A 22,304-nucleotide genomic window follows, 5' to 3' on the forward strand; every position below is an offset into this window, starting at 1 on the left:
CACTGCCTCCAGATAATCAGACTGGAGTCCAGCATGCTGGAAATAACCCCTGTACCCGCACTTACCCGCGGCATCGCCATCCTCAACTTTATCGCCCAGCATGGCCCATGCAGCGCGGCCGAGATTATCGACGGCCTGACGCTGCCAAAGAGCAGCGCCTATCTGCTGCTGGCCGAGCTAAAGAAGCAGCGCCTTATCACGGTGGATCGCCACGATCGCTACCGCCTGTGGACACGGCTGGTGGAGTTTGCCGGGCATGCGCTGGAGAAGATGGATCTCCGCGAGATCGCCCGTCCGCGCCTGACGCGGCTGATGCAGGAGAGCAACCTGCTTTGTCATCTCGGCATTATCGATGGCGGGCACGCCTGCTACATCCTGAAGCTGGAGTCTCCCGCCACCATCAGCGTGCGATCCCATGAGGGCAAAAGCCTGTCGCTGCACCGCTCCGGTATCGGTAAATGCCTGCTCGCCTGGCAGCCCGCCGAGGAGCAGGCGCAGATCATTAGCCAGCTGCGCTTTGTCGCCGTTACGCCAACCTCCATTCGCAGCGCAGAGGCGCTGCTTACCGAACTGGCGCGCATCCGGCGCCAGGGCTGGAGCTTCGATAACGGGGAGGATTATCCCGACGTACGCTGCGTCGCCGCGCCGATCTTCGACGCCCGTCGCCAGTTAGTTGCCGCTATTTCGCTGGTCGGCACGCGGCTGCAGATCGATGACGACAACCGCGACTATCTGGCTGGCCGGGCGCTGGCCTGCGCGCGCGATATCTCTTACGCCCTGGGCTGGCGCAGCCCGGCGGAATCTTTCGCTTCTTAATCAGGAGAATGCTATGAGCTTGCCAAAAATCAAAACCGTCCGCGCCTGGTTTACCGGCGGCGCCACCGCAGAGAAAGCCGCGGCGGGCGCTGACTATCACGACCAGGCGGGCGGCCACTGGATCGACGATCATATCGCCACGCCAATGAGCAAATACCCGGCCTATGAGCAGTCGCGCCAGTCGTTCGGCATTAACGTGCTGGGCACGCTGGTAGTGGAAATCGAGGCTGATAATGGCCAGACCGGCTTCGCTATCTCTACCGGCGGTGAGATGGGCTGCTTTATCGTGGAAAAACATCTGAACCGCTTTATTGAGGGGCGCTGCGTTAGCGATATCAGGCTGATTCACGATCAGATGATGAACGCGACGATGTTCTACGCCGGCTCCGGCGGCATAGTGATGAATACCCTTTCCTGCGTCGACCTGGCGCTGTGGGATCTCTTCGGCAAGGTGACGCAACTGCCGGTCTATCAGCTGCTGGGCGGCGCAGTGCGCGACGAGCTGCAGTTCTACGCCACCGGCGCGCGGCCCGATCTGGCGCAGGAGATGGGCTTTATCGGCGGCAAGCTGGCGGTGCAGTGGGGGCCGCACGACGGCGACGCGGGCATCCGCAAAGAGGTGGCGCGTATCGCCCACTATCGCGAAGCCTGCGGTCCCGACTTCTGGCTGATGCTCGACTGCTGGATGAGTCAGGACGTTAACTTTGCCACCAGACTGGCGCACGCCTGCGCCCCCTACAACCTTAAGTGGCTGGAAGAGTGTTTGCCGCCGCAGCAGTACGAAGGCTACAGGCAGCTGAAACGCCAGGCGCCGCCGGGCATGCTGATCGCCAGCGGGGAACATCACGGCACGCTCAGCTCGTTCCGCACCCTGGCGGATACCGGCATCGATATCCTGCAGCCCGACGTCGGCTGGTGCGGCGGGCTGACCACGCTGGTCGAGATCGCCGCGCTGGCGAAATCGCGCGGCCAGCTGGTGGTGCCGCACGGCTCGTCGGTCTACTCGCACCACGCGGTCATCACTTTTACCAATAGTCCGTTCAGCGAGTTTCTGATGACCAGCCCGGACTGCAGCACGCTGCGCCCGCAGTTCGATCCGCTGCTGATCGACGAGCCGGTGCCGACGCGCGGCCGCCTGCACAAGTCGGTGCTCGACAAACCCGGTTTCGGCGTCGAACTCAATCGCGACGGCCTGAAACGCCCCTATACCCACTAATAATGCAGGCCGCGCGCTGCCCCTGTCGGGAGGATCGATAAGATGAACAGTCTTGTACAGCAGGCGGTGCGCAAAAACCGCGCCCGCCTGATCCCCTTTATGCTGATGCTCTACGTGCTGGCGTTTCTCGACCGCGCCAATATTGGCTTCGCAAAACAGGCCTACCAGCTGGATACCGGCCTGAGCAACGAGGCGTACGCGCTGGGGGCGGGCATCTTCTTTGTGGTCTATGCCCTGTTCGGCGTGCCCGCCAATCTGCTGATGCGCCGCTTCGGCGCACGCAGCTGGATCGGCGGCACAACGCTGCTGTGGGGGTTGCTCTCCGCGGCGATGGCCTTTGCCGATAGCGAGGCGAAATTCTTGCTGGTGCGCACGCTGCTCGGCGCGGCGGAGGCGGGCTTTTTCCCCGGCATGATCTACCTCACCTCCCAGTGGTTTCCGCAGCAGCAGCGCGCCAGCGTGATGGGGCTGTTCTATATGGGCGCGCCGCTGGCGCTGACCTTTGGCTCGCCGCTTTCTGGCGCCCTGCTGGAGATGCACGGCTTTCTCGGCCATCCGGGCTGGTTCTGGATGTTTATGATTGAGGGGCTGATGGCGGTGGCCGCCGGGCTGTTTACCTTTGCCTGGCTCGATAACAGCCCGGCGCAGGCGCGTTTTCTCAGCGGCGAGGAGAAAGCGGCGCTTCAGCAGCAGCTGGCGAGCGAGGAGCAGCAAAAGCCCACCTCGCGGCTGCGCGACGCCCTGCGCCAGGGACGCGTCTGGCATCTGGCATTGATCTACATGACCATCCAGATTGCGGTCTATGGCCTGATCTTCTTTTTACCCTCGCAGGTCGCTGCGCTGCTGGGCACCAAAGTCGGCTTTGTCGCGTCGCTGGTGGCCGCTATTCCCTGGATCGCCGCGCTGTTTGGCACCTGGCTGATCCCCCGCTATGCCGATCGCCGCGGTGAACGTCGCCCGATCGCCGCGGTAACGCTGCTGGCCGCCGCCGCGGGTATCGGCATCTCGGGCCTGGTGTCGCCGGTGCTGGCGATCGTGGCGCTGAGCGTGGCGGCCATCGGCTTTATCGCCGTGCAGCCGGTGTTCTGGACTATGCCGACGCAGCTGCTTTCCGGCAGCGCACTGGCGGCCGGTATCGGTTTCGTCAATCTGTTCGGCGCGGTGGGCGGCTTTCTGGCGCCGCTGATCCGCGTCAACGCCGAATCGCTGTTTAACAGCGGTAGCGCCGGGCTGCTGGTGCTTGCCGCTATCGCCGCCACAGGCGCGCTGATGATTTTCGGCCTGACCCCTGACTCTCGCACTGCGCTGGCATCGCCAGCTAAACATTAACTCTGGAGGCACCATGCAGGATCCCTTACCTAACCCGTTTAAAGCCGGTCTGGCACGCGGCGAAACCCAGCTCGGCCTCTGGCTAAGCAGCACCTCCTCCTATCTGGCTGAGATCGCCGCCACCAGCGGCTATGACTGGCTGCTGATCGACGGCGAGCATGCGCCAAATACGGTGCAGGATCTCTATCACCAGCTACAGGCGATTGCGCCCTACCGCAGCCAGCCGGTCATCCGGCCGGTAGAATTTCAGCAGGCGTTAATTAAACAGGTTCTTGATATCGGCGCACGTACGCTGCTGGTGCCGATGATCGATAGCGCTGAGCAGGCGCGGGCGCTGGTGGCGGCGACGCGCTATCCGCCCGTCGGCACGCGCGGCGTCGGGGCTGCCGTGGCGCGGGCGGCGCGCTGGGGACGAGTAGAAAACTATATGGCGCGCGCCGATGAGGAGCTTTGCCTGCTGATCCAGGCGGAGAGCAAAACCGCAATTGATAATCTCGATGCGCTGCTGGAGGTGGAAGGCGTCGACGGTATCTTTATCGGCCCGGCGGATCTCTCCGCCTCGCTGGGCTATCCCGACAACGCCGCCCATCCCGAGGTACAGCAGGTGATTGAGCAAAGCATTCGCCGCATCCGCAAGGCGGGCAAAGCCGCCGGTTTCCTGGCGGTCGATCAGGATATGGCGCAGCGGGCGATAAGCTGGGGCGCGAACTTTATCGCCATCGGCGTTGACACCATGCTCTATACCGACGCGCTGGACCAGCGGCTGGCGCTGTTTCGCCAGCAGGCCACAGGCGCGCCGCGCGCCAGCTACTGAGCGGGCGCGGCGATAGACTGCCGCAGGATAAGCTCGGCGCCGAAAGCGGGCAGCGGGCCGATGCGCTCGCCGCGAATGTCGGCGATCAGGCGGCGCGCCGCCTCGCGGCCCATCTCATAAACCGGCTGCGCCACCACCGTCAGCGGCGGCGCAACAATTTCGCTCCAGGGAAAGTTGTCATACATGATGAAAGAGAGATCCTGCGGAATGCGCAGCCCGCGCTGCGCCACGGCGCGCAGCAGCGACATGGCGACCAGGCTGTCCGACGCGATCAGCGCGGTCGGCGGCGCGCTGCGCTGCCACAGCGATTCGACGATACGCGCGATCTGCGCATCGCTGCCGGCGTTGGCCTGGATCAGCGAGGTATCGCAGGTCCGACCGGCCGCGGCAAAAGCCTCCATCATGCCGCCCACACGCTGCGCCACCGGCGTCAGGCCAAAGTCCGAGGCGTCGCGGTAGGCATCCTCCAGCTCCATGCTGGTGATATAGGCGATGCGCTCATGTCCGGCCGCCAGCAGCCGCTGCGTCGCCTCGCGCGCCACGGCGGTGAAATCGCAGCAGATCGCCTCTACGTTAAGATCGATAACCGCACGATCGAACAGCCTGAGCGCGCGTCCCTCCTCCAGCACCTGCAGCAGATGATCATTTTTGTCGCGCGCCGAGTGGCTGGGCGCGACGATGATGCCGTCGACCCGCTTCTCCAGCATCACGCGTACCGCATCCTGCTCCGCCTGCAGCTTTTCATCGCTGTTGCCCAGCAGCAGGTGAAAGCCCGCCTGGCGCGCCACGTCGGCCATGCCGCGCAGCGCCAGCCCGAAGTGCGGGTTCTCGATATCGCCGACGATCACGCCGATGGTGTTGGATCGGCCGGTATTCATGGTGCGCGCCACCTCGTTGGGCCGATAGCCCAGCGCTGCCGCGGCCTGGTTGACTCGGGTCTGGACCTCTTCGCTGACGGCGCCGTAGCCGCCGAGCGCCCTTGCCGCCTGCGCTTTCGATACGCTGGCCGCCCGGGCGACGTCGGCGACGGTGGGCGCTTTAATGCGTGCTTTCTGATTGGTCATAATTAATTCGAATCACAGGTTGATGACAGGAAGATTGACGGCGAAAAAATGCTGTGCTTAAACTCATTCTAACGCCTTGAGACCGGTCTCACAACAACTGTCCTCTTGTCGTAATTTGCGTTGAGACCGGTCTCATATACCAACTATTACCGGCTCAGCTGTCTCTGATGTTTAACCTGCAAAAACGGATGAGCTATGAAATCGCCAATTCACCTGAGCGCCCTCTGTGGCGCAGCAATCGCACTCTGTTCTTTCTCTTTCAGCACGCTGGCGGCCAGCAACGACAACCCCTGGGGGCTGCTGGAGCCGGGTCACCTGCGCGTCGCCAGCGTGGGTGACTCCAAACCCTATACCTTCACCGACGCCAGCGGCCAGTTCACCGGCTTCGACGTGGAGTTCTTTAAAAACGTGGCGCACCGCATGGGCATCGAGCAGGTGGATTTCGTCGGACAGGACTTCTCCGCGATCCTGCCCGCCGTCGCCAACGGTCAGTTTGACGCCGCCGTTGCCGCTATCGGTATTACCCCGGCGCGCGAAAAAACGGTGGATTTCTCCACCGGCTATCTGGCGGGCTACCTGACGGTGCTGACGCGCAGCGACAGCGGCGTGAAGAACGTCGAGACGCTGGCGAAACGCCGTCTTGGGGTGATTCAGGGCACGCTGCAGGAGAGCTACGCGGTGGAGCACTTCACCCAGAGCGACGTGGTGCGCTTCCCCGACAATAACGCCGCCGTCTCGGCGCTGAACAACGGCACGCTGGATGCGGTTTTCCTCGACTATGAGGCGGCGAAAAGCTACGCCGCGCGCTTCAGGCTGGTCTCCGCCGCCGATATTCCGTCATTCGATGCCCCGGCGGGCGTCGCCATCGCCAAAAACAAACCGGCGTTCAAGGCCGCGCTCGACAACGCCATCAAGGCCGCCATGCAGGACGGCACCTGGAAACAGCTTTATCAGAAGTGGTTTCCCGGCTCGCCGATGCCCAAAGAGTACCTGCCTGGCGGCCAGTAATATGTGAACGCTGCGCGTTCGGCTTTTTACCGGTGACGGGTTCGCCCGTCACGCGTACTGATGGAGTACGGCGATGGATCTTCTGACAATGCTTTCCCGCACCTTCTTTGACTTCGACTCAATGAAGGAAGTACTGCCGCAGCTGCTGGCGACCGGGCTGGTCAATACCCTGATCATCTCGATCGCCTCTACGCTGCTCGGCACGCTGTTCGGCCTGCTGCTGGCGCTGATGGGCATTTCGCCGTCGCGCTGGCTGCGGCTGCCCGCGCGGCTCTATACCGACCTGTTTCGCGGCCTGCCGTCGATTCTGACCATCCTGCTGATTGGTCAGGGCCTGGCGCGTTTCAGCTACCAGCTGTTCGGTCCGACGCCCTACCCGCTCGGCATCTTCGCCCTTAGCCTGATCGCCAGCGCCTATATGGGCGAGATTTTCCGCGCGGGCATTCAGAGCGTAGAGCGCGGGCAGATGGAGGCGTGCCGCGCGCTCGGCATGAGCTACGGCCGCGCCATGCGCCAGGTGGTGATCCCGCAGGGTATCCGCCGCGTGCTGCCCGCTATCGTTAACCAGTTTATCGCCATCATCAAAGACTCTTCGCTGGTCTACCTGCTTGGCCTGATGACCGGCCAGCGCGAGCTGTTTCGCGTCGGTCAGGACGCAGCGGTGCTGACCGGCAACCTGTCGCCGCTGATGCTGGCTGGCCTGTTCTACCTGATGATCACCGTGCCGCTGACCCACGCGGTAAACGTTATCGACGTGCGCTACCGCACCGGCCGCCGGCGGCTCACCGCGCCGCAGAGCGGCCTGAAAGAGGTGGAAGAGGTGCGAAAGCGCCACGAAGGCGCGCTGACCGCACAACCCTTAACCAGCAATCGGGGGCAATCATGAGCGTTGCAATGAAACTGAGCGAGCCGCCCGCTGCGGCGAGCTGGAAAGGTTCAAGCCTGGAGCTGCGCGATCTCTCGCTCTCCTATGGGCCGATTGATGTGCTGCGCGGCGTGTCGCTGCGCATCGCGCCCGGCAGCACCACCTGCATTATCGGGCCGTCCGGCTCCGGTAAATCGACGCTGCTGCGCGGCATCAACCGTCTGCATGAGCCTAAATCGGGCGATGTGCTGCTGGCGGGACGCTCGGTGCTGCAGGACAAGCCCGACGCCCTGCGGCTGCGCATCGGCATGGTGTTCCAGCACTTCAACCTCTTTCCCGATCACACCGCGCTGGAGAACGTGGCGCTCGCCCCGTGGAAGGTGAAAGGCCTGCCGAAGGCGCAGGCGATGGCGATTGCGCGCCAGCGGCTTGAGGAGGTGGGCCTCGGCCAGCGCGCCGATCATCGCCCGCGCGATCTCTCCGGCGGCCAGCAGCAGCGCGTGGCGATCGCCCGCGCGCTGGCGATGGATCCCGAGGTGATGTTGTTTGACGAGGCGACCTCGGCGCTCGATCCCGAACTGGTAAAAGGGGTGCTGACGCTGATGGCCGATCTCTGTCGGCGCGGCATGACCATGGTGGTGGTGACCCATGAAATGGGATTCGCGCGCAAGGTGGCCGATCAGGTGGTGTTTATGGACGAAGGCGAGATTGTCGAGGCGGGTCCGCCCGCCGCGCTGTTCGACGCGCCGCAGTCGCCGCGCCTGCAACGTTTTCTGTCGGAAGTGCTGTAAATCCTTCTATTTCTGAACTGAACAAGGAACCGAATCATGGCATTAGAACATCTCCGTCGCGTAGTGGTACTGGGCGGCGGCGCGCTGGGCGTCTCCAGCGCGCTGCATCTGGCGAAACGCGGCGCGGCGGTTACGCTGGTGACCGAGGCGGAACTCTGCTCCGGCGCCTCTGGCCGCTCGCTCTCCTGGCTTAACTCGGCGGGCGAGCGCTCTGCCCCCTATCATGCGCTACGCATGGCGGGCATCGACCGCTACCGCACGCTGTTTGCCGCCGATCCGACGCGCGACTGGCTGCGCTTCGACGGCGGCCTGTTCTGGGAGGCGGATAACCTGAGCGGTACGCGCGCGCGTCATGCCTATGAGAAGGCGCTCGGCTACGACTCAAAGCTGGTAACGCGCGACAGCCTGGCGCAGGCCGACGCGCAGGTTGAGGGCGCGGCGCTGGCGCAGGAGGCGATCCTCAACCCCGGCGAAGGGTGGGTCAGTTTGCCGCATCTGGTGGCGCATCTGGCACAGCAGCTGCGCGCGCTGGGCGGCGAGATCGTCGAGCATGCCGGAAAATGCGAGGTGCTGCGCGACGGCAAGCGCGCCAGCGGCGTCAGGCTGGCGAGCGGCGATAGCCTGCGTGCCGACGCGGTGCTGGTCGCCTGCGGCCCGGCGACGCCCGACGTGGTAGCGCCGCTCGGCGTCACCATCCCCAACGGCTCCCCCGTTTCAATGCTGGTGATCACCGCGCCGGGCGCGCACGGGCTGAAAGCGGTGCTGAACACACCGCGCGCGGCGGTGCGCCCCAATCCGGGCAGCACCTTCGCGCTGGATCACGACTGGTATGAAGAGGATATCCGCTTACAGGCCGATGGCAGCTACGCCATTGACGAGCAGGTCGTTGACCAGCTTACCGCAGAGGCGAGCAAGCTGATTAAAGGTGAACCGCTGCGCGCCGCCAGCTGGAAGCTGGGGTTAAAACCGATCCCCGGCGACGGCGAGCCGGTTCTGGGCGAGCTGGAGAGCGTGCCGGGCTGCTTTGTCGCCTTTACCCACTCCGGTGCCACCCTGGCGCTGATTGCCGGCGAGCTGCTGGCGGAAGAGATTGTGACCGGCGAGAAGCAGCCGATGCTGGCGAGCTTCCGCCCGGAACGTTTCGCATAAAAAAAGCCGGTCGCGTGACCGGCTTTATCCTGCCCTGACTATCTACAAGCGGGTGAGATGGCCCGAAGCCTTCTCACCTGCACAGGTACAGATTAAGCGCTTAGCCGCGATAGTAGATATCGCCCGATTCCGCCTTGAGGATTTTGCCGACGTCGTTGGTGATCAGCAGGTAGTTGCCGCCGATATAGGTCCAGTGGCTGCCGGTTTCCGGCGCAGGCAGGTTGCGCTTCTGCCACTCGACGATGGTGTAGGATTTGTCGAGATACTGCTGCGGCACGCTGTCGCCGATTTTGTAATCTTTGTAGTCGATGATGATGCGGTTGATATCGTAGTTCGACTGCGCCTGCGGGCTGCCGGCGTTCGCGTCCGGCGCGGGAGACGGCGTGCTGCCCGCTTCCGGCTCTTCGGCGTTGGGTCCCAGCGGCGGCTGGCCGCTGCTGTCGGTGGCGTCGCCCTGCGGCTGCGTATCGGCTGGCGCCTGCTGCTGAACCTGCGGCGGTGGCGGAACGGTATCGGCGGCGTCGCCTTCCGCCTGTGCAGCGGGAACGAGGTTCAGCGAGCCAAAAAGTAATCCCGCTAAAAAGAGTGCGTTCTGAGTCCTGCGCATAGTGTTTTCCACGTTGATTGATTTTGTTAAAAGTAGATCAGGATAAAGACAATCTGTACAGCCTGTCAGTTCCGCAGACAAGGCAGGTAAATGTAAAGAAGCGCGTCAAGCCTGGGGATCCGCCCCGACGTCGGGAACGATCTTTATCGTTTCGCTGACGGCGAAATCGATGGTGATGCCGGGCTTCCACAGCATAACGATCGTCTGGATCAGCGCCAGATGGCTTGTTTCCCTGTTAATCGTTTAACGTCGCGCCAGTAGGCGGCGGCCAAAATACTTCGGCAGAAAGGCTCATCCCTGGCCGCGCCCCAGCATATGGCGCAGCAGCGCGCTGGCGTTGGTATAGCAGGCGCAATCGGCACTGTGTCTGGCAGGCTGTGTGGGACAGATACCCAGCTTGCCGCTTATACACCGGGTCAACACTTGGTCATAAAACTTTCTTCGGTTATCGCTAAACTTTTCAATTAAAAGCGATTAAAAAGCCAGTTATTAATTAGCTAATGATTATATTGTTACATAGACAAGTTAATCTTCGAATTAATGTTTTCCTGGATTAAGTAACAATTTAATATCCCATTACCGACAAATTATATAGTTTTGATTCCGATCAACAACCACTTCTTTTTAAAGCGTAGCGTCAAAAGTCTTTTAATGAAAAGGCGTTCCACGGAGACAGCAGAAGAAACCCCGGAACGGCATCGAATGGTTGCATTATTTTAGCGCCTGGATATAGAAAAAGGATCTATGAATCACGCGATCGCGAGGTCATCGTTATATGAAAAAAGGATTTCTTCTGGCTTTAATCCTCATTAGCTTCAATGTTGCATCATCAGTAACACCGGAACAGTGTGTGCCAGTTAAAAACCATGTCGGCATAGCTACGCTCTTTAGCATGGTGGAAGATCTCGATATTCCCCTGTCTCAGGTAGACCGCAGCAAAACCAAAACAGAGATACTTTATACGGAACCGGTCACTTATGAACTTGCCCTGCTGTATGGTAAAAAAGAAAGAATCCTGAGTGGAGGAGAAAACAGTGATGACAAAACTACCGCAGAGCAGTATGCGGAAGGATTTATGTGGAACAATGCTAAAAATATCATAGTGAAATATAACTTTTATGATCTTCAGGGAAAAGAGAACATTTTAATTATCTCTGCATTCGTTAGTGATACCGACTGCGCGGTGCGCTGGAATGGGTACGTGGTGGTGAAGCGAGAGTTTTAATGGCTGTAAATTAAAAATCCCCTGGCCAGCATTAACGATTCTGCGCAACGCAATCTGCCCTTAATTTTTTAGGGAATAGCCAGCACTGAACACGTTCAATTAACCTTATCCGCCTGGGGCATGAACAGCCGACGGAGCGGTAAGAATTTCGCAGCCTTTATCCAGCAGCGACTCTACCGACGCCCGGTTTCCCTTATCCCAGCCGCGCCGCGTGGTGAGCAGGATAAATCCTTTCTCCCCCGAAAAGGTCGTGGGTATCAGCGCCACGCCATACTCCGCCAGCTGCGGCGGCGACAGGTGAAAATAACGCGCCACCGAGGCGATGGGATAGATCCCCATCGCCGCTGGCTGCATCACGCGGCGCGCATAGTAAGTATGGTTCAGCAAGCGATCGGGCAAGGGGCGCCACTGCTCATTAATGTACGGCCGCTCGGCCTGCAGCTGGCGACGCACATCTTCGCGCAGACAGGTCAGATGGATATGCAGCTGATTCTGGCTGCGTCCCCAGGCGGAGTTAATCGCCATTCCCAGCTTGTCCTCGGGAACGTCAGCGCCATAAGCCGCCATCAGGCGATAGCGCATCAGCCAGGCGTAGCCGAAGTAGTCGGTGCGGCCCGGCCGCGATAGCGCAATGCTCTCAATCCCGGCCATCGCCTGAGTGGGCACAAGAATAAAATGGTATTGGTAGCGCGGATTCTGGAGAACGCTAAAGCCCTGCCCGCTGCCCGGCGGCTGATAAATTTGCTGGCAGGGCGCCGGGTCGCGCCGGTAGTGATAGTTTGGCTGACAGAGATCCTGCGTCACCAGCCAGAGAGCATCGGAGCGCGCGCAGCCGGTCAGCAGCAGCGCCGTAACAGAGAGAAGAGCGCCTCGATAAACGCGTGATCGCATAGGTTTAGTCACTATCGCCAGGCCAGGAATGGTGCACGGGAAACGGCTCGTGCAGGCAGCCTGAAAGCATAGCCTTATCTGCCACCGTTGCCCATACCGCTTCGGCCCGCTTGTGCATTGCCTGACCGGGAGAGTCCAGGCTAGCGGGCATCCTGCGGGCAGGAGCTGCCGCTCTGGCTGGTGAATTTATTAATCCACGGGCTGGCGGCATCCTGCGACCAGAGCTGCAGCAGCATCTCTTTAAACTTCTCCGCCGCCGGGCTTAAGGCACTCTCCCTGCGCTGTACCAGCCCTAGCGTTCGCCGCACCACAGGCTCAACCAGCGGGCGGCTGACCAGGACGTGATCTTCATCGGTCGGCATCGCCAGGCTGGGCACGACCGCCACGCCCAGCCCCGCCTCTACCATACCCAGCGACGTCGACAGGTGCCTGACCTCGTAAAACCAGTTGGGCCTGACGCCGGCGCTCTCCAGCGCCTGATCGATCAACGCCCGGTTTCCGCTTGAGCGCCTGACGCCAATCAGCTTTAAACGGTTCAAATCCTCCCACTGCACCAGCGGTTTTTGCGCCAGCTCGTGATCGCGCCGACACGCCAGCACAAAGGGTTCGTTGACCAGCGGGGTAAAGTCGATATTGGGATGTGTGATGTTTATCATATTTATGCCAAATTCTGCATCGCCATTTAATACCGCTTCCAGGCAGTCGCTGGCGCTGTGCTCCAGAATGCGAATGCGGATATTGGGATAGTGATTGTTATAATCTCCGATCACCGCAGGCAGAAAATAGGAGGCTGCGGTCGGTAAGCAGGATAAGGCGATTACCCCACTCTGGTGCGTTGCCATCTCTTTAATGCTCAGAATAGAAATCTCATAGAGATCAATTAAATTCTTCGCCTTGGGTAAGAACTCTCTGCCCACTGACGTCAGTTTTATATTACGCGTCGATCGCTCAAATAAAAGTGCCCCCAGACTTTCTTCGAGTTTTTTTATTCTGCGCGTTAACGCCGGCTGTGAAATATGAAGAAAGTGTGACGCCCGTGTAAAACACCCTATTTCCGCAACCTTTACAAAAGCCTGCACACCCTGTAATTCATGCTGCATACGTTCTCCCTGCCCTAATTCGCGTTAAGGTCATTACACTAGCGCCCCCGCTATTGATACGCAAAGCGTATTAATCATCCTTTTTTTGGCATTAGCGCGCGCTAAATAACTATGGAATGCTCATTTTGTTTTTTATCAAAGGCTCAAATGAGAAAACAAAATGTTGAAAATCCCTTGTGTACTCATGCGCGGCGGTACCTCTAAAGGCCCGGTTATTCTGGCCAGCGATTTACCTGCCGATATTGCGGAACGCGATGCGGCGCTGCTGGCTCTGATGGGCGCGGGCCATGAACTGGAAATTGACGGAATTGGCGGCGGCGCGCCCCAGACCAGCAAAGTCGCTATCGTCAGTCCTTCAGAGAGTCCCGACGCGGATGTCGACTACCTGTTTGTGCAGGTGATGGTGAATGAGCGCCGGGTGGATACCACGCCCAACTGCGGCAATATGCTGAGCGCCGTTGGCCCTTTTGCTATTGAAAAGGGGCTGGTTAACGCCCAGCACCCGGTGACAACGGTGCGCATTCGCAATCTCAATACCGGCACGCTGGTGGATGCGGAAATACAAACCCCGCAGGGCGCTGTCAGCTATGAGGGCGACACCCATATCGATGGCGTACCGGGAACGGCAGCGCCTGTCGGCCTCACCTTCCTTAACTCGGCGGGCTGTAAGACCGGCAAGCTGCTGCCAACCGGCCACGCCAGCGATGTGATTGAGGGGGTGGCGGTAACCTGCATCGATATGGCGATGCCGATGGTGCTGATTGACGCCGCGTCGCTGGGAAAAAGCGGCGGCGAAACACCCGCTGAGCTGGATGGCGATCGGCCCTTTATGGCGCGGCTGGAAACGATTCGCCGTCAGGCGGGAGCGGCGATGGGCCTCGGCGATGTTTCGGACAAGGTGATTCCCAAGCCGGTGCTGCTGAGTAAGCCAGCCGCAGGGGGCACCATTCGGGCGCGCTATTTTATGCCGCACAACTGCCATAAATCGCTGGCTATTACCGGTTCAATTGGCATTGCCACCGCAACCCTTATTGACGGCTCGGTGGCAAATAAGATTGTTGCCCCCCAGCCCGGCACGCGTAATAACGCTCTGACGCATATTGAACATCCCGGCGGAAAAATATCTGTCTCGTTATTAAAACAGGGCGATGAGATTGAAAAAACGCGCGCGGCGGTCATTCGTACCTCACGCAAGCTGTTTGAAGGCGACGTCTGCGTGCCGGAATATGTTCTGTCTGAAGCCATATAACAATTAAAAGCCTGCTAATAACAACTAACTTTTAGCCCTTACAGGCTAGCCACCTTTGTACCCAAAATAAGATAGAGGTCATCATGGCTATAAATACACTGCAGCATAATGAGCAAGGCGCGGATCAGGTTAAAGCCAGCCACTATATTCGCGTTATCCTGGCGCTGGCTTTATCTGGTCTGGCCGAATTAGCGTCGCTTTTCTTTATTCAACCGCTGCTGCCGATTCTGGCAGTGGAATATGATGTGCCGGTCAGTCAGGTCAGTATTATTCTTTCAGCTGAAACCGCGCTGCTGGCTATCGGGCTGCTGTTTACCGGCACCCTGTCCGATCACTACGGCAGGAAAAAACTGATCATTGTTTCCCTGCTGCTGGGGGGCGCACTGACGCTGCTCTGCCCGCTGGTGCAGTCATGGGCGATGCTGGTGGTGCTGCGTGCTGTTATCGGGCTGGCGCTCAGCGGGATTGCCGCAGCGGCCACGGCCTATATCAGCGAAGAGGTCGCCCCGGTGGTGGCTGGTGTGGTTACCGGCTACTTTGTCTTTGGTAACTCCATGGGCGGCATGTCAGGACGCGTGATTGCCAGCCAGCTGATTGAGTATACCTCTATCAACACCATCTTCTATGGATTTGCCGTCAGCCTGATTGCGGTAGCGGTGCTGGTGAAGTTTTTACTGCCCGCCTCGAAAAACTTTACCCCCACAACAACCCTGAATGTCCTGCGCGTGGTAAAAGGCGCGGCCGATCATTTCAAAAACCGCAAACTGGCGCTGGCCTTTGTTATCAGCTTTATCATCTTTGGTGTATTCACCTCCCTCTATAACTATTTAGCCTTTTTCCTCAAAGCCGAGCCGTTCAATATCTCTCCCGCCAATGCCGGTCTGATCTCTATTAGCTTTGCGTTAAGTTTCTTTACCGCACCTCAGGCGGGCCGTTTATCGGCGAAATATGGCAGCATGAATGTGCTGCGCATACTGTTCCTGCTGATGGCGACAGGTATGTTGCTGACGCTGGCCTCTAATGTGGTGGTTTTTATTGTCGGCGCCGTCATTTTTACCGGCTGTTTCTTTGGCTGCCACTCTATCGGTCTGAGCTGGGTAAGTAAAAACGCCACCCATGCGCGTGGTCAGGCCGTCGCCCTCTATCTCTTCTTCTACTACATGGGTGGATCGGTTATCGGCTTCGTTAACGGTTTTGTCTTCCATCTTACCGGCTGGCAGGGCATGACGGGCTTCATTATTGTTTTGCTCGCCGTGGGGGTCGTTGTCGCCAGCTATCTATCCGCCAGCGAAAATCAGTCGCTGCCCGTTCCGGCAGAGTCGGTGAAATAGCGAAAAATGTTATCACGTGCTCACGCCGCGCAGTCGGGCGTGAGCCACCAGCGACCTTGATATAAATAAGCAGGTTTCACTATGAAATTAGCCAGCTATAGCCATCGTGGACATAAAAGCTACGGTATTTTTACCGAGCGGGGCATTATTGACCTCGGCGATAAAATTGGCCACCAGTACCCTACGCTAAAGGATTTGCTTCAGTGGAATGGGCTGGATATTGCCAGGCAGTATGTCGATTTCCCGGCAGATATCCTCCCGGAGGAAATTACCTTTTTACCGGTGATAGAAAATCCGGGAAAGATATTTTGCGTGGGAATGAATTATGCCGATAAGCGCAAAGAGTTCGCTGAAACCAGCAGCGCGCCGACCCTGTTTGTCCGTTTCCCTGACTCGCAAACCGGCCACCAGACTGCAGTATTAAAACCGGCGTTATCCAACGAGTTTGATTATGAAGGCGAGCTGGCCGTGATTATTGGTCAGCCGGGAGCCGCTATTGCGGTTGATAAGGCGCTGAGCCACGTTGCCGGCTACAGCTGCTATATGGATGGCTCCGTGCGCGACTGGCAGCATGCCTGGTTTACCGCCGGGAAAAACTGGCGGCGCACCGGGGCATTCGGCCCTTATATGACCACCGTTGATGAGATCCCGGACCCGCATATGCTAACCATTCAGACCTACCTGAATGGCCGTCTGGTACAGAACGATTCCACCGCCAGCATGATCCATAAAGTGGACGAACTGATTAGCTATATCAGTACCTTCACCACCCTTAGCGCAGGCGATGTGATTATTACCGGCTCCCCCGGCGGCGTCGGCAAAAAACGCACTCCCCCTCTCTTTATGCATCAGGGCGACCAGATTGAGGTGGTGATTGAAAATATCGGGCATCTGACAAATACCATCGTGGAAGCGGAGCCGCAGCAGGATCTGCTGGCCTCGTAGTGCGCTCAGGGCCACCCACAATTCGATCCCCTTAACGATGTTTTCAGGAGAGAGCTGATGTATTCCGAGCAGGCACCAGAATTCGAAACCGTCGAAACTGGCAACGGCAGAGTAAAAGAAGAGATCGCCAGCTTCTTGCAAAGCAATGGGTTAGGCATCGATAAAGATATTGAGCAGTTTGTTGTTGCTCGCTATAACCGCCAGCTGGTCGCCTGTGCCGGTCTCGCAGGCAACACCTTAAAATGTATTGCCGTCGAGAATGCCTGGCGTGGAACCTCTTTGGGTCTGAAGATTATTCACGAAGCGGAGCTACAGGCGATGCAAAACGGTGAGCATCAGCTTTTTCTTCTGACGCATCCCGACAACGTGAAGTCCTTTCAGGGATGCGGCTTTTATCCGCTGGTAACCCTTGATAACCGCGCGACCCTGATGGAAAACAGCCCGGTCGGTATTCACCGCTACTGCCGCCAGCTGCGCAGTCATCATCTGGTGGCGGCCCCGCGCATCGGCAGCATCGTGATGAATGCCAATCCCTTTACCCTGGGCCACCAGTACCTGATTGAGCAGGCGGCACAGGCGTGCGACTGGCTGCACGTTTTTGTGGTCGAGGAGGATCTCTCTACCTTCTCCTTCCGCGATCGTCTGGCGATGGTGCAGGCGGGATCGCAGCACCTGCCCAATATAACGGTCCATCCCGGCTCGAAATATATTATTTCGCGCGGCACCTTTCCCGGTTATTTCCTTAAAGAGCAGCAGCGGATTGATGAGGTTTATGCGGCAATCGATTTAATGATGTTTCGTCGCTATATCGCCCCGGCGTTAAATATTAATCAGCGCTTTGTCGGCACGGAGCCCTTCTGCAAGGTCACGGCGCAATATAACTGCGCGATGCACCACTGGCTGGAAGATAAAACCTTAATGCCGGCAGCCGCGATTAACGTAACCGAAATCCCCAGGATGACCGATGAAAATAATCTTCCTGTCTCAGCCTCTGCGGTGAGGAAACACCTGCACCAGCAAGAGATGCAGGCGGTTAAGCGCCGGGTACCGGCAACGACCCTCCCTTACTTATACAGATGGTTATCTGAACGTCGGTCAAAACAGACCGATACCGAACTGGCAAGCGCCTAATAAATCATTATTCAGGAAGCACTATGCACATATTAAATGCGGCAATAGCCGGGACGCTGGAATCAAGCGATCTGGTTGTTAAAGTCAGCCCCTGTGAAGAGGGTCTGGATATAACGATTAACAGCGAAGTTTATAAACAGTTTGGCGCGCAAATTACCGCGGTGGTGAAGGAAACCCTTGCCGCGTTTAACGTGACCCGGGGGCAAATTATTGTTGAGGATAAAGGCGCGCTGGATTGTGTTATTCGCGCCAGAATGCAGACGGCGATCCTGCGGGGAACAGGCAGAAAAGAGATAATGTGGGAAAAACTACAATGAAAAAATTACGTCGCAGTATGCTTTTTTTACCCGGTTCAAGCGCCGCCATGCTCTCGACCGCCTTTATATATAAACCCGACTCCATCATGTTTGATCTGGAAGATGCCGTTTCGCTGAAAGAGAAAGACAGCGCGCGGCTGCTGGTTTTTCATGCCCTTCAGCACCCGATGTACCGGGATATCGAAACCGTGGTGAGAATTAACCCGCTAAATACCCCTTTTGGCCTGGACGATCTGGAGGCAGCGGTTCGCGCTGGCGCTGACGTTATCCGCTTACCGAAAACCGATACGCCGGAAGATATTGACCAGCTTGAGCGCGAAATTACCCGCATTGAGGAGTGCTGCGGTCGTGAGGTGGGATCAACCAAATTAATGGCGGCGATCGAATCGGCCGTGGGGGTGATTAATGCGGTCGCCATCGCCCGCTCGTCGCCGCGCCTGATGGGGATTGCGCTGGCGGCGTTTGACTATGTGATGGATATGCAAACCGAACGCGGAGACGGTACCGAACTCTTTTATGCGCGCTGCGCGGTGTTACATGCGGCCCGTGCGGCAGGGATTGATGCGTTTGATGTGGTGTATGCCGACATTAACGATGAGGCGGGCTTTTTAAAGGAGGTGGATTTAATTAAGCGTATGGGGTTCAACGGTAAATCCCTGATTAATCCCCGCCAGATAGCGCTCCTGCACAACGCCTACGCGCCAACCCAGGAAGAGGTGGACTATGCCGAGCGCGTTGTCGCCGCCGCTGAGGAGGGGGAACGAAACGGACTGGGGGTGATTTCACTGAACGGCAAAATGATCGATGCGCCGATTATTAACCACGCCAGGGTCGTTATCGAACGGAAAAACGCCTCCGGTATTCGCCAGTAATCCCTGACCCCTCCAGAGCAACAGGATTTAACCATGACTGATTTAACTGAAGCACTGCAAAACCTCGCCGGATCCCGCCAGCAATATGAACGCTTTCGCGGCGCAAATACCCATACTCCCTATCTTGCCGATACCCGGCAGAAATATGGGCGCAAGCTTTTGGACTCGCTGGATGAGGTATTAGCCCGCTGTGATTTGCGCGACGGCATGACCGTCTCTTTTCATCACGCTTTCCGCGAAGGCGATCGGGTTATCAACGCGGTAATGGAGAAGCTGGCGCAAAAAGGGCTAAAGGGCTTGACGCTGGCGTCCAGCTCGCTGATGGCCTGCAATACCCCGCTGATTGAGCATATTAAAAATGGCGTGATTAGCCGAATCTATACCTCCGGGATGCGCGGTGCGTTAGCGGAGGCGATTTCCCACGGTCTGATGGAAGAGCCGGTGCAGATCCACTCGCACGGCGGCAGGGTGAAGCTGATCGAAGAGGGGGAAATCACTATCGACGTCGCCTTTTTAGCCGTCTCCTGCTGCGATGAATATGGCAATGCCAGCGGCAGCGGCGGCCCCTCCCGCTGCGGTTCGCTGGGCTACGCCATGGTCGATGCCCGGTATGCCCGCAAGGTGGTGCTGCTCACGGAGAGCATCGAACCCTTTCCCTGTATGCCCGCCAGCATCGTTCAAGATCAGGTGGATTACATCGTTAAAGTCGATAGCGTTGGCGACCCGGCAAAGATCAGCGTGGGCGCCGCTCGCGTAACCAGCAACCCGCGCGAGCTGATGATCGCCCGCGCCGCCGCCGACGTGATCGAACATTCCGGCTATTTCCGGGATGGCTTTTCGCTGCAAACCGGATCGGGCGCCGCCTCCACCGCCTGCACGCGCTTTCTGGAGTCGCGGATGCGCAAACACCAGATCGTCGCCCGCTTCGCGCTGGGCGGCATCACCGGCAGTATTGTCGATCTGCATGAAAAAGGCCTTATCACCAAGCTGCTGGATACCCAAAGCTTTGATAGCGTCGCGGGCGACTCGCTGGCGAAGAATCCCGATCACGTGGAAATCTCTAACAGCGTCTATGCCAACCCGGCCGCTAAAGCCGCCTGCTGCGATCGCGTGGATATCGTCATTCTGAGCGCGCTGGAGATTGATACTGACTTTAACGTTAACGTTCTGACCGGCTCTGATGGCGTGATGCGCGGCGCCTCGGGCGGGCACTGCGATGTTGCCGCGGCGGCGAATCTCACCATTGTGGTCGCCCCCCTGATCCGCAGCCGCATTCCCACCGTGGTCAGACAGGTCACCACCCGCGTCACCCCCGGCGAAAGCGTGGATGTGCTGGTCACCGACCACGGCATTGCCGTTAACGATGCCCGCCCGGAGATTAAACAGCGGCTGATGGCCGCCGGGCTGCCGGTGATGGATATCGAGGCGCTCTACCAGAGAGCGCTGCTGATTTCGGGAGAGCCGAAGCCGATTGCCTTTACTGACCGCATCGTGGGCGTGGTGCGCTATCGCGACGGCAGCGTGATTGACGTGGTAAGGCAGATAAAAGAATGAGCGACGACACCCCCACCGTTTCAGACGCTGGCGTGACCCTTGAGGCGGTTCTGCACGCCAGAGAGGCGCGCGCCCGGTTGCAGCAGGCGTGGCTGCTGCGTTTCAAACAGCCGCTGATTTCCACCACGCTGGTCTGGCCGGGCGAGATAAAAGATACCCCACTTGCCCGCCAGATTATGGTGGAGGCGAAAAAAGCCCTTAACCAGTCGCTTCAGCAGCATCAGTGGCCGGTTCTCCAGCATGAAATTCGCTTTCTGCCGACAGGCCCGGAGGCCTTCTGGTCGCTGTCGGCGCCGGCATGGATGATCAAGCATGTCACCGCGCACCTGGAGGATACGCACCCGCTGGGCCGCCTGTGGGATATGGATGTCTTTTGTCCGACAGCGGGCCTGATCAAGCGCAGCGCCATCCACCAGCCCATGCGCCGCTGCTTTATCTGTAACGAGCCCGCCCACGTCTGCTCCCGGATGCGCCGTCACTCCACGCAGGCGCTGACGCAGGTGATTAAGGAGTTAGCCTGTGACTACTTTAGCCCTGTGCCCTGAGCGGGCCGAGCCGGCGCAGCGTATCGCCGGGCTGGCTGCAGAAGCGATGTATCGCGAGGTGACGCTGACGCCCAAGCCCGGTCTGGTTGACCGCGTCAGTAACGGCGCGCATCGGGATATGGATATTCGCTTGTTTATGGCCAGCATTCGCGCCATTTCCCCCTGGTTTGCCCACTTTTATGCCCAGGGAGAGGCCAGCGCCGGGCTGCCCGCACCGCAGACGCTGTGGGCCATCCGCCCCGTCGGCCTAGCGTGTGAACAGGCGATGTTTGACGCGACGGGCGGCATCAATACGCATAAGGGCGCCATTTTTTCTCTGGGCCTGCTCTGTGCCGCCGCAGGCCGTCTGGCTAACCGCACCCAGAGGCTGACCCGGCAGCGCCTTTGCCGGGAAACCAGCGCCATCTGCGCGGGCCTGGTTGAGCGGGAGTTAAGATCGCGCACCGTGGCCAAAACCAAAGGCGAGCAGATTTTTCTCACCTCTGGCCTGAGCGGCGCGCGGGGCGAAGCGGAGAGCGGCTTCGCGACCGTCAGGCGGTTCGGCCTGCCGCAGTGGGAAAGCGCCCTGCGCCAGGGGTTATCGCAGCAGGAGGCGCTGCTGAAGATGCTGCTCGCCCTGATGGCCACTAATCCCGACACCAACGTGGTGTCGCGCAGCGGTCTGAAGGGGCTGGGGTATGTGCAGCGCTACGCCAGGCGCATGCTTAACTGCCCCAGCCTGTCGGGAGAAAAACTCGCGCTTGCGCTGAGCAACATGGACCGCGCCCTGACCAGAAAAAATATCAGCCCCGGCGGCAGCGCGGATCTGCTGGCGGTGGGCTGGCTGCTGGCCCATTACCCGGCCTGAGGCGCAGCTAAGGAAGGAGACAGGGATGACCACGCAACGTCTGCAACAGCTGAGTGAGATATTCACCTTTGTTCTGGTGCCGGGCCTGAGGGACAGCGATGCCCACCACTGGCAAAGCTGCTGGGGCCGTCGCTTTCCTGACTGGCGGCGCATAAGCCAGCGCAACTGGCAGGATGCCGATATTGACGCCTGGGTCTCCGCCATTCGTCGCGAGCTGCACTGCTCGCAGCGCCCCGCCATTCTGCTCGGACACAGCTTCGGCGCGCTGGCCTCATGCCGTCTGGTACAAACGCAGCGGCTGAATGTTGCCGGGATCCTGATGGTGGCCCCGGCGGAGCCATCGTTTTTCGAACTGGAGGAGGCGGTGCTGCCTGAAACGCTGCCCACGCCCACGCTGATGGTGGTCAGTCAAAACGATCCGTTAATGCCGCTGGAGCGGGCGCGGTTCTGGGCCGGACGCTGGCAGGCTCGCCTGCTGGATATTGGCGAAGCGGGACATATCAATACCGAAGCTGGATTCGGCGAATGGGATTATGGCCTGGCGCAGCTGGCGGCGTTTGCTGACGGCCTGCTGACCCAGCCCAAAGAGGCACTATCAACAACCCCTTTTTATTAGCTAACGCATCTTACCTGATATT

Annotated in this window: 23 protein-coding genes; 19 read left to right on the forward strand and 4 right to left on the reverse strand. The window is 59.1% G+C overall.

All coding sequences use genetic code 11. From position 1 onward, the window contains the following. The first annotated feature begins 33 nt into the window (after positions 1–33). The 4 genes from LB453_RS19280 to yfaU are packed head-to-tail and all read left to right on the forward strand — an operon-like array spanning position 34 to position 4,175. Positions 34–816 carry an IclR family transcriptional regulator gene (locus LB453_RS19280; RefSeq protein ID WP_103793861.1) on the forward strand — a complete coding sequence of 261 codons (783 nt, stop codon included), beginning with the start codon at positions 34–36 and terminating at the stop codon, positions 814–816. A 13-nt stretch (positions 817–829) separates the two neighbouring features. Further along, a complete protein-coding gene (gene rhmD / locus LB453_RS19285) occupies positions 830–2,032 on the forward strand; it encodes an L-rhamnonate dehydratase (RefSeq protein ID WP_103793860.1) in 1,203 nt (400 codons plus the stop codon). Positions 2,033–2,074: 42 nt separating this feature from the next. Continuing rightward, positions 2,075–3,361 carry an MFS transporter gene (locus LB453_RS19290; protein WP_103793859.1) on the forward strand — a complete coding sequence of 429 codons (1,287 nt, stop codon included), beginning with the start codon at positions 2,075–2,077 and terminating at the stop codon, positions 3,359–3,361. A 13-nt stretch (positions 3,362–3,374) separates the two neighbouring features. Further along, the gene (yfaU, locus tag LB453_RS19295; RefSeq protein WP_103793858.1) at positions 3,375–4,175 is read left to right on the forward strand and encodes a 2-keto-3-deoxy-L-rhamnonate aldolase; all 801 of its coding nucleotides are present in this window, start codon (positions 3,375–3,377) and stop codon (positions 4,173–4,175) included. On the opposite strand, the gene LB453_RS19300 is transcribed toward yfaU, so the two are convergent. After that, positions 4,169–5,239, reverse strand: a complete 1,071-nt coding sequence (locus LB453_RS19300; RefSeq protein ID WP_103793857.1) for a LacI family DNA-binding transcriptional regulator — start codon at positions 5,237–5,239, stop codon at positions 4,169–4,171. The genes yfaU and LB453_RS19300 overlap by 7 nt on opposite strands. A 195-nt stretch (positions 5,240–5,434) precedes the next feature. Here LB453_RS19300 and LB453_RS19305 point away from each other — a divergent pair, with 195 nt between their 5' ends. From LB453_RS19305 to LB453_RS19320, 4 genes are all read left to right on the forward strand, one after another. Next, the gene (locus LB453_RS19305) at positions 5,435–6,247 is read left to right on the forward strand and encodes an ABC transporter substrate-binding protein (protein WP_103793856.1); all 813 of its coding nucleotides are present in this window, start codon (positions 5,435–5,437) and stop codon (positions 6,245–6,247) included. Positions 6,248–6,320: 73 nt separating this feature from the next. Continuing rightward, a complete protein-coding gene (locus LB453_RS19310) occupies positions 6,321–7,133 on the forward strand; it encodes an amino acid ABC transporter permease (RefSeq protein WP_103793855.1) in 813 nt (270 codons plus the stop codon). Continuing rightward, positions 7,130–7,903 carry an amino acid ABC transporter ATP-binding protein gene (locus LB453_RS19315; RefSeq protein WP_224481553.1) on the forward strand — a complete coding sequence of 258 codons (774 nt, stop codon included), beginning with the start codon at positions 7,130–7,132 and terminating at the stop codon, positions 7,901–7,903. The genes LB453_RS19310 and LB453_RS19315 overlap by 4 nt, the downstream gene beginning before the upstream one ends. A gap of 36 nt (positions 7,904–7,939) precedes the next feature. Further along, positions 7,940–9,052 (forward strand): NAD(P)/FAD-dependent oxidoreductase, encoded by a 1,113-nt coding sequence (locus tag LB453_RS19320; protein WP_103793853.1) that lies wholly within the window; start codon positions 7,940–7,942, stop codon positions 9,050–9,052. Positions 9,053–9,152: 100 nt separating this feature from the next. On the opposite strand, the gene LB453_RS19325 is transcribed toward LB453_RS19320, so the two are convergent. Then, a complete protein-coding gene (locus LB453_RS19325; protein WP_103793852.1) occupies positions 9,153–9,659 on the reverse strand; it encodes an RcnB family protein in 507 nt (168 codons plus the stop codon). Between the two features lie 775 nt (positions 9,660–10,434). On the opposite strand from LB453_RS19325, the gene LB453_RS19330 reads away from it, so the two are divergent. Next, positions 10,435–10,884, forward strand: a complete 450-nt coding sequence (locus LB453_RS19330; protein ID WP_103793851.1) for a hypothetical protein — start codon at positions 10,435–10,437, stop codon at positions 10,882–10,884. 105 nt (positions 10,885–10,989) lie between these two features. Here LB453_RS19330 and LB453_RS19335 read toward each other — a convergent pair whose 3' ends face one another. Beyond that, positions 10,990–11,775 carry a CDP-diacylglycerol diphosphatase gene (locus LB453_RS19335; protein WP_103793850.1) on the reverse strand — a complete coding sequence of 262 codons (786 nt, stop codon included), beginning with the start codon at positions 11,773–11,775 and terminating at the stop codon, positions 10,990–10,992. Positions 11,776–11,915: 140 nt separating this feature from the next. Then, a complete protein-coding gene (locus LB453_RS19340; RefSeq protein WP_103793849.1) occupies positions 11,916–12,875 on the reverse strand; it encodes a LysR family transcriptional regulator in 960 nt (319 codons plus the stop codon). 160 nt (positions 12,876–13,035) lie between these two features. On the opposite strand from LB453_RS19340, the gene LB453_RS19345 reads away from it, so the two are divergent. The 10 genes from LB453_RS19345 (at position 13,036) to LB453_RS19390 (ending at position 22,282) form a co-directional block, all read left to right on the forward strand. Beyond that, the gene (locus LB453_RS19345) at positions 13,036–14,124 is read left to right on the forward strand and encodes a 4-oxalomesaconate tautomerase (RefSeq protein WP_103793848.1); all 1,089 of its coding nucleotides are present in this window, start codon (positions 13,036–13,038) and stop codon (positions 14,122–14,124) included. 83 nt (positions 14,125–14,207) lie between these two features. Further along, positions 14,208–15,455, forward strand: coding sequence for an MFS transporter (locus LB453_RS19350; RefSeq protein ID WP_103793847.1), 1,248 nt, complete (start codon positions 14,208–14,210; stop codon positions 15,453–15,455). Positions 15,456–15,536: 81 nt separating this feature from the next. Next, entirely contained in the window at positions 15,537–16,400 is an 864-nt protein-coding gene (locus tag LB453_RS19355) for a fumarylacetoacetate hydrolase family protein (RefSeq protein WP_103793846.1), read from the forward strand. A gap of 57 nt (positions 16,401–16,457) precedes the next feature. Continuing rightward, the gene (citC, locus tag LB453_RS19360; protein ID WP_103793845.1) at positions 16,458–17,531 is read left to right on the forward strand and encodes a [citrate (pro-3S)-lyase] ligase; all 1,074 of its coding nucleotides are present in this window, start codon (positions 16,458–16,460) and stop codon (positions 17,529–17,531) included. Between the two features lie 23 nt (positions 17,532–17,554). Continuing rightward, on the forward strand, positions 17,555–17,848 hold the full coding sequence (citD, locus tag LB453_RS19365; protein WP_103793844.1) for a citrate lyase acyl carrier protein: 294 nt from the start codon (positions 17,555–17,557) through the stop codon (positions 17,846–17,848). Beyond that, a complete protein-coding gene (gene citE, locus LB453_RS19370) occupies positions 17,845–18,720 on the forward strand; it encodes a citrate (pro-3S)-lyase subunit beta (RefSeq protein WP_103793843.1) in 876 nt (291 codons plus the stop codon). The genes citD and citE overlap by 4 nt, the downstream gene beginning before the upstream one ends. 33 nt (positions 18,721–18,753) lie before the next feature. Beyond that, positions 18,754–20,274, forward strand: coding sequence for a citrate lyase subunit alpha (citF, locus tag LB453_RS19375; protein ID WP_103793842.1), 1,521 nt, complete (start codon positions 18,754–18,756; stop codon positions 20,272–20,274). After that, the gene (gene citX / locus LB453_RS19380; RefSeq protein ID WP_103793841.1) at positions 20,271–20,819 is read left to right on the forward strand and encodes a citrate lyase holo-[acyl-carrier protein] synthase; all 549 of its coding nucleotides are present in this window, start codon (positions 20,271–20,273) and stop codon (positions 20,817–20,819) included. The genes citF and citX overlap by 4 nt, the downstream gene beginning before the upstream one ends. Continuing rightward, positions 20,794–21,666, forward strand: a complete 873-nt coding sequence (gene citG / locus LB453_RS19385; RefSeq protein ID WP_103793840.1) for a triphosphoribosyl-dephospho-CoA synthase CitG — start codon at positions 20,794–20,796, stop codon at positions 21,664–21,666. Before citX ends, citG begins: the two co-directional genes overlap by 26 nt. Positions 21,667–21,691: 25 nt before the next feature. Further along, positions 21,692–22,282 (forward strand): RBBP9/YdeN family alpha/beta hydrolase, encoded by a 591-nt coding sequence (locus LB453_RS19390; RefSeq protein WP_103793839.1) that lies wholly within the window; start codon positions 21,692–21,694, stop codon positions 22,280–22,282. The last annotated feature ends 22 nt before the right edge of the window (positions 22,283–22,304 follow it).

Origin of the sequence: Pantoea agglomerans, from assembly GCF_020149765.1 — a bacterium.
GTDB classification, from domain to species: domain Bacteria; phylum Pseudomonadota; class Gammaproteobacteria; order Enterobacterales; family Enterobacteriaceae; genus Pantoea; species Pantoea alvi.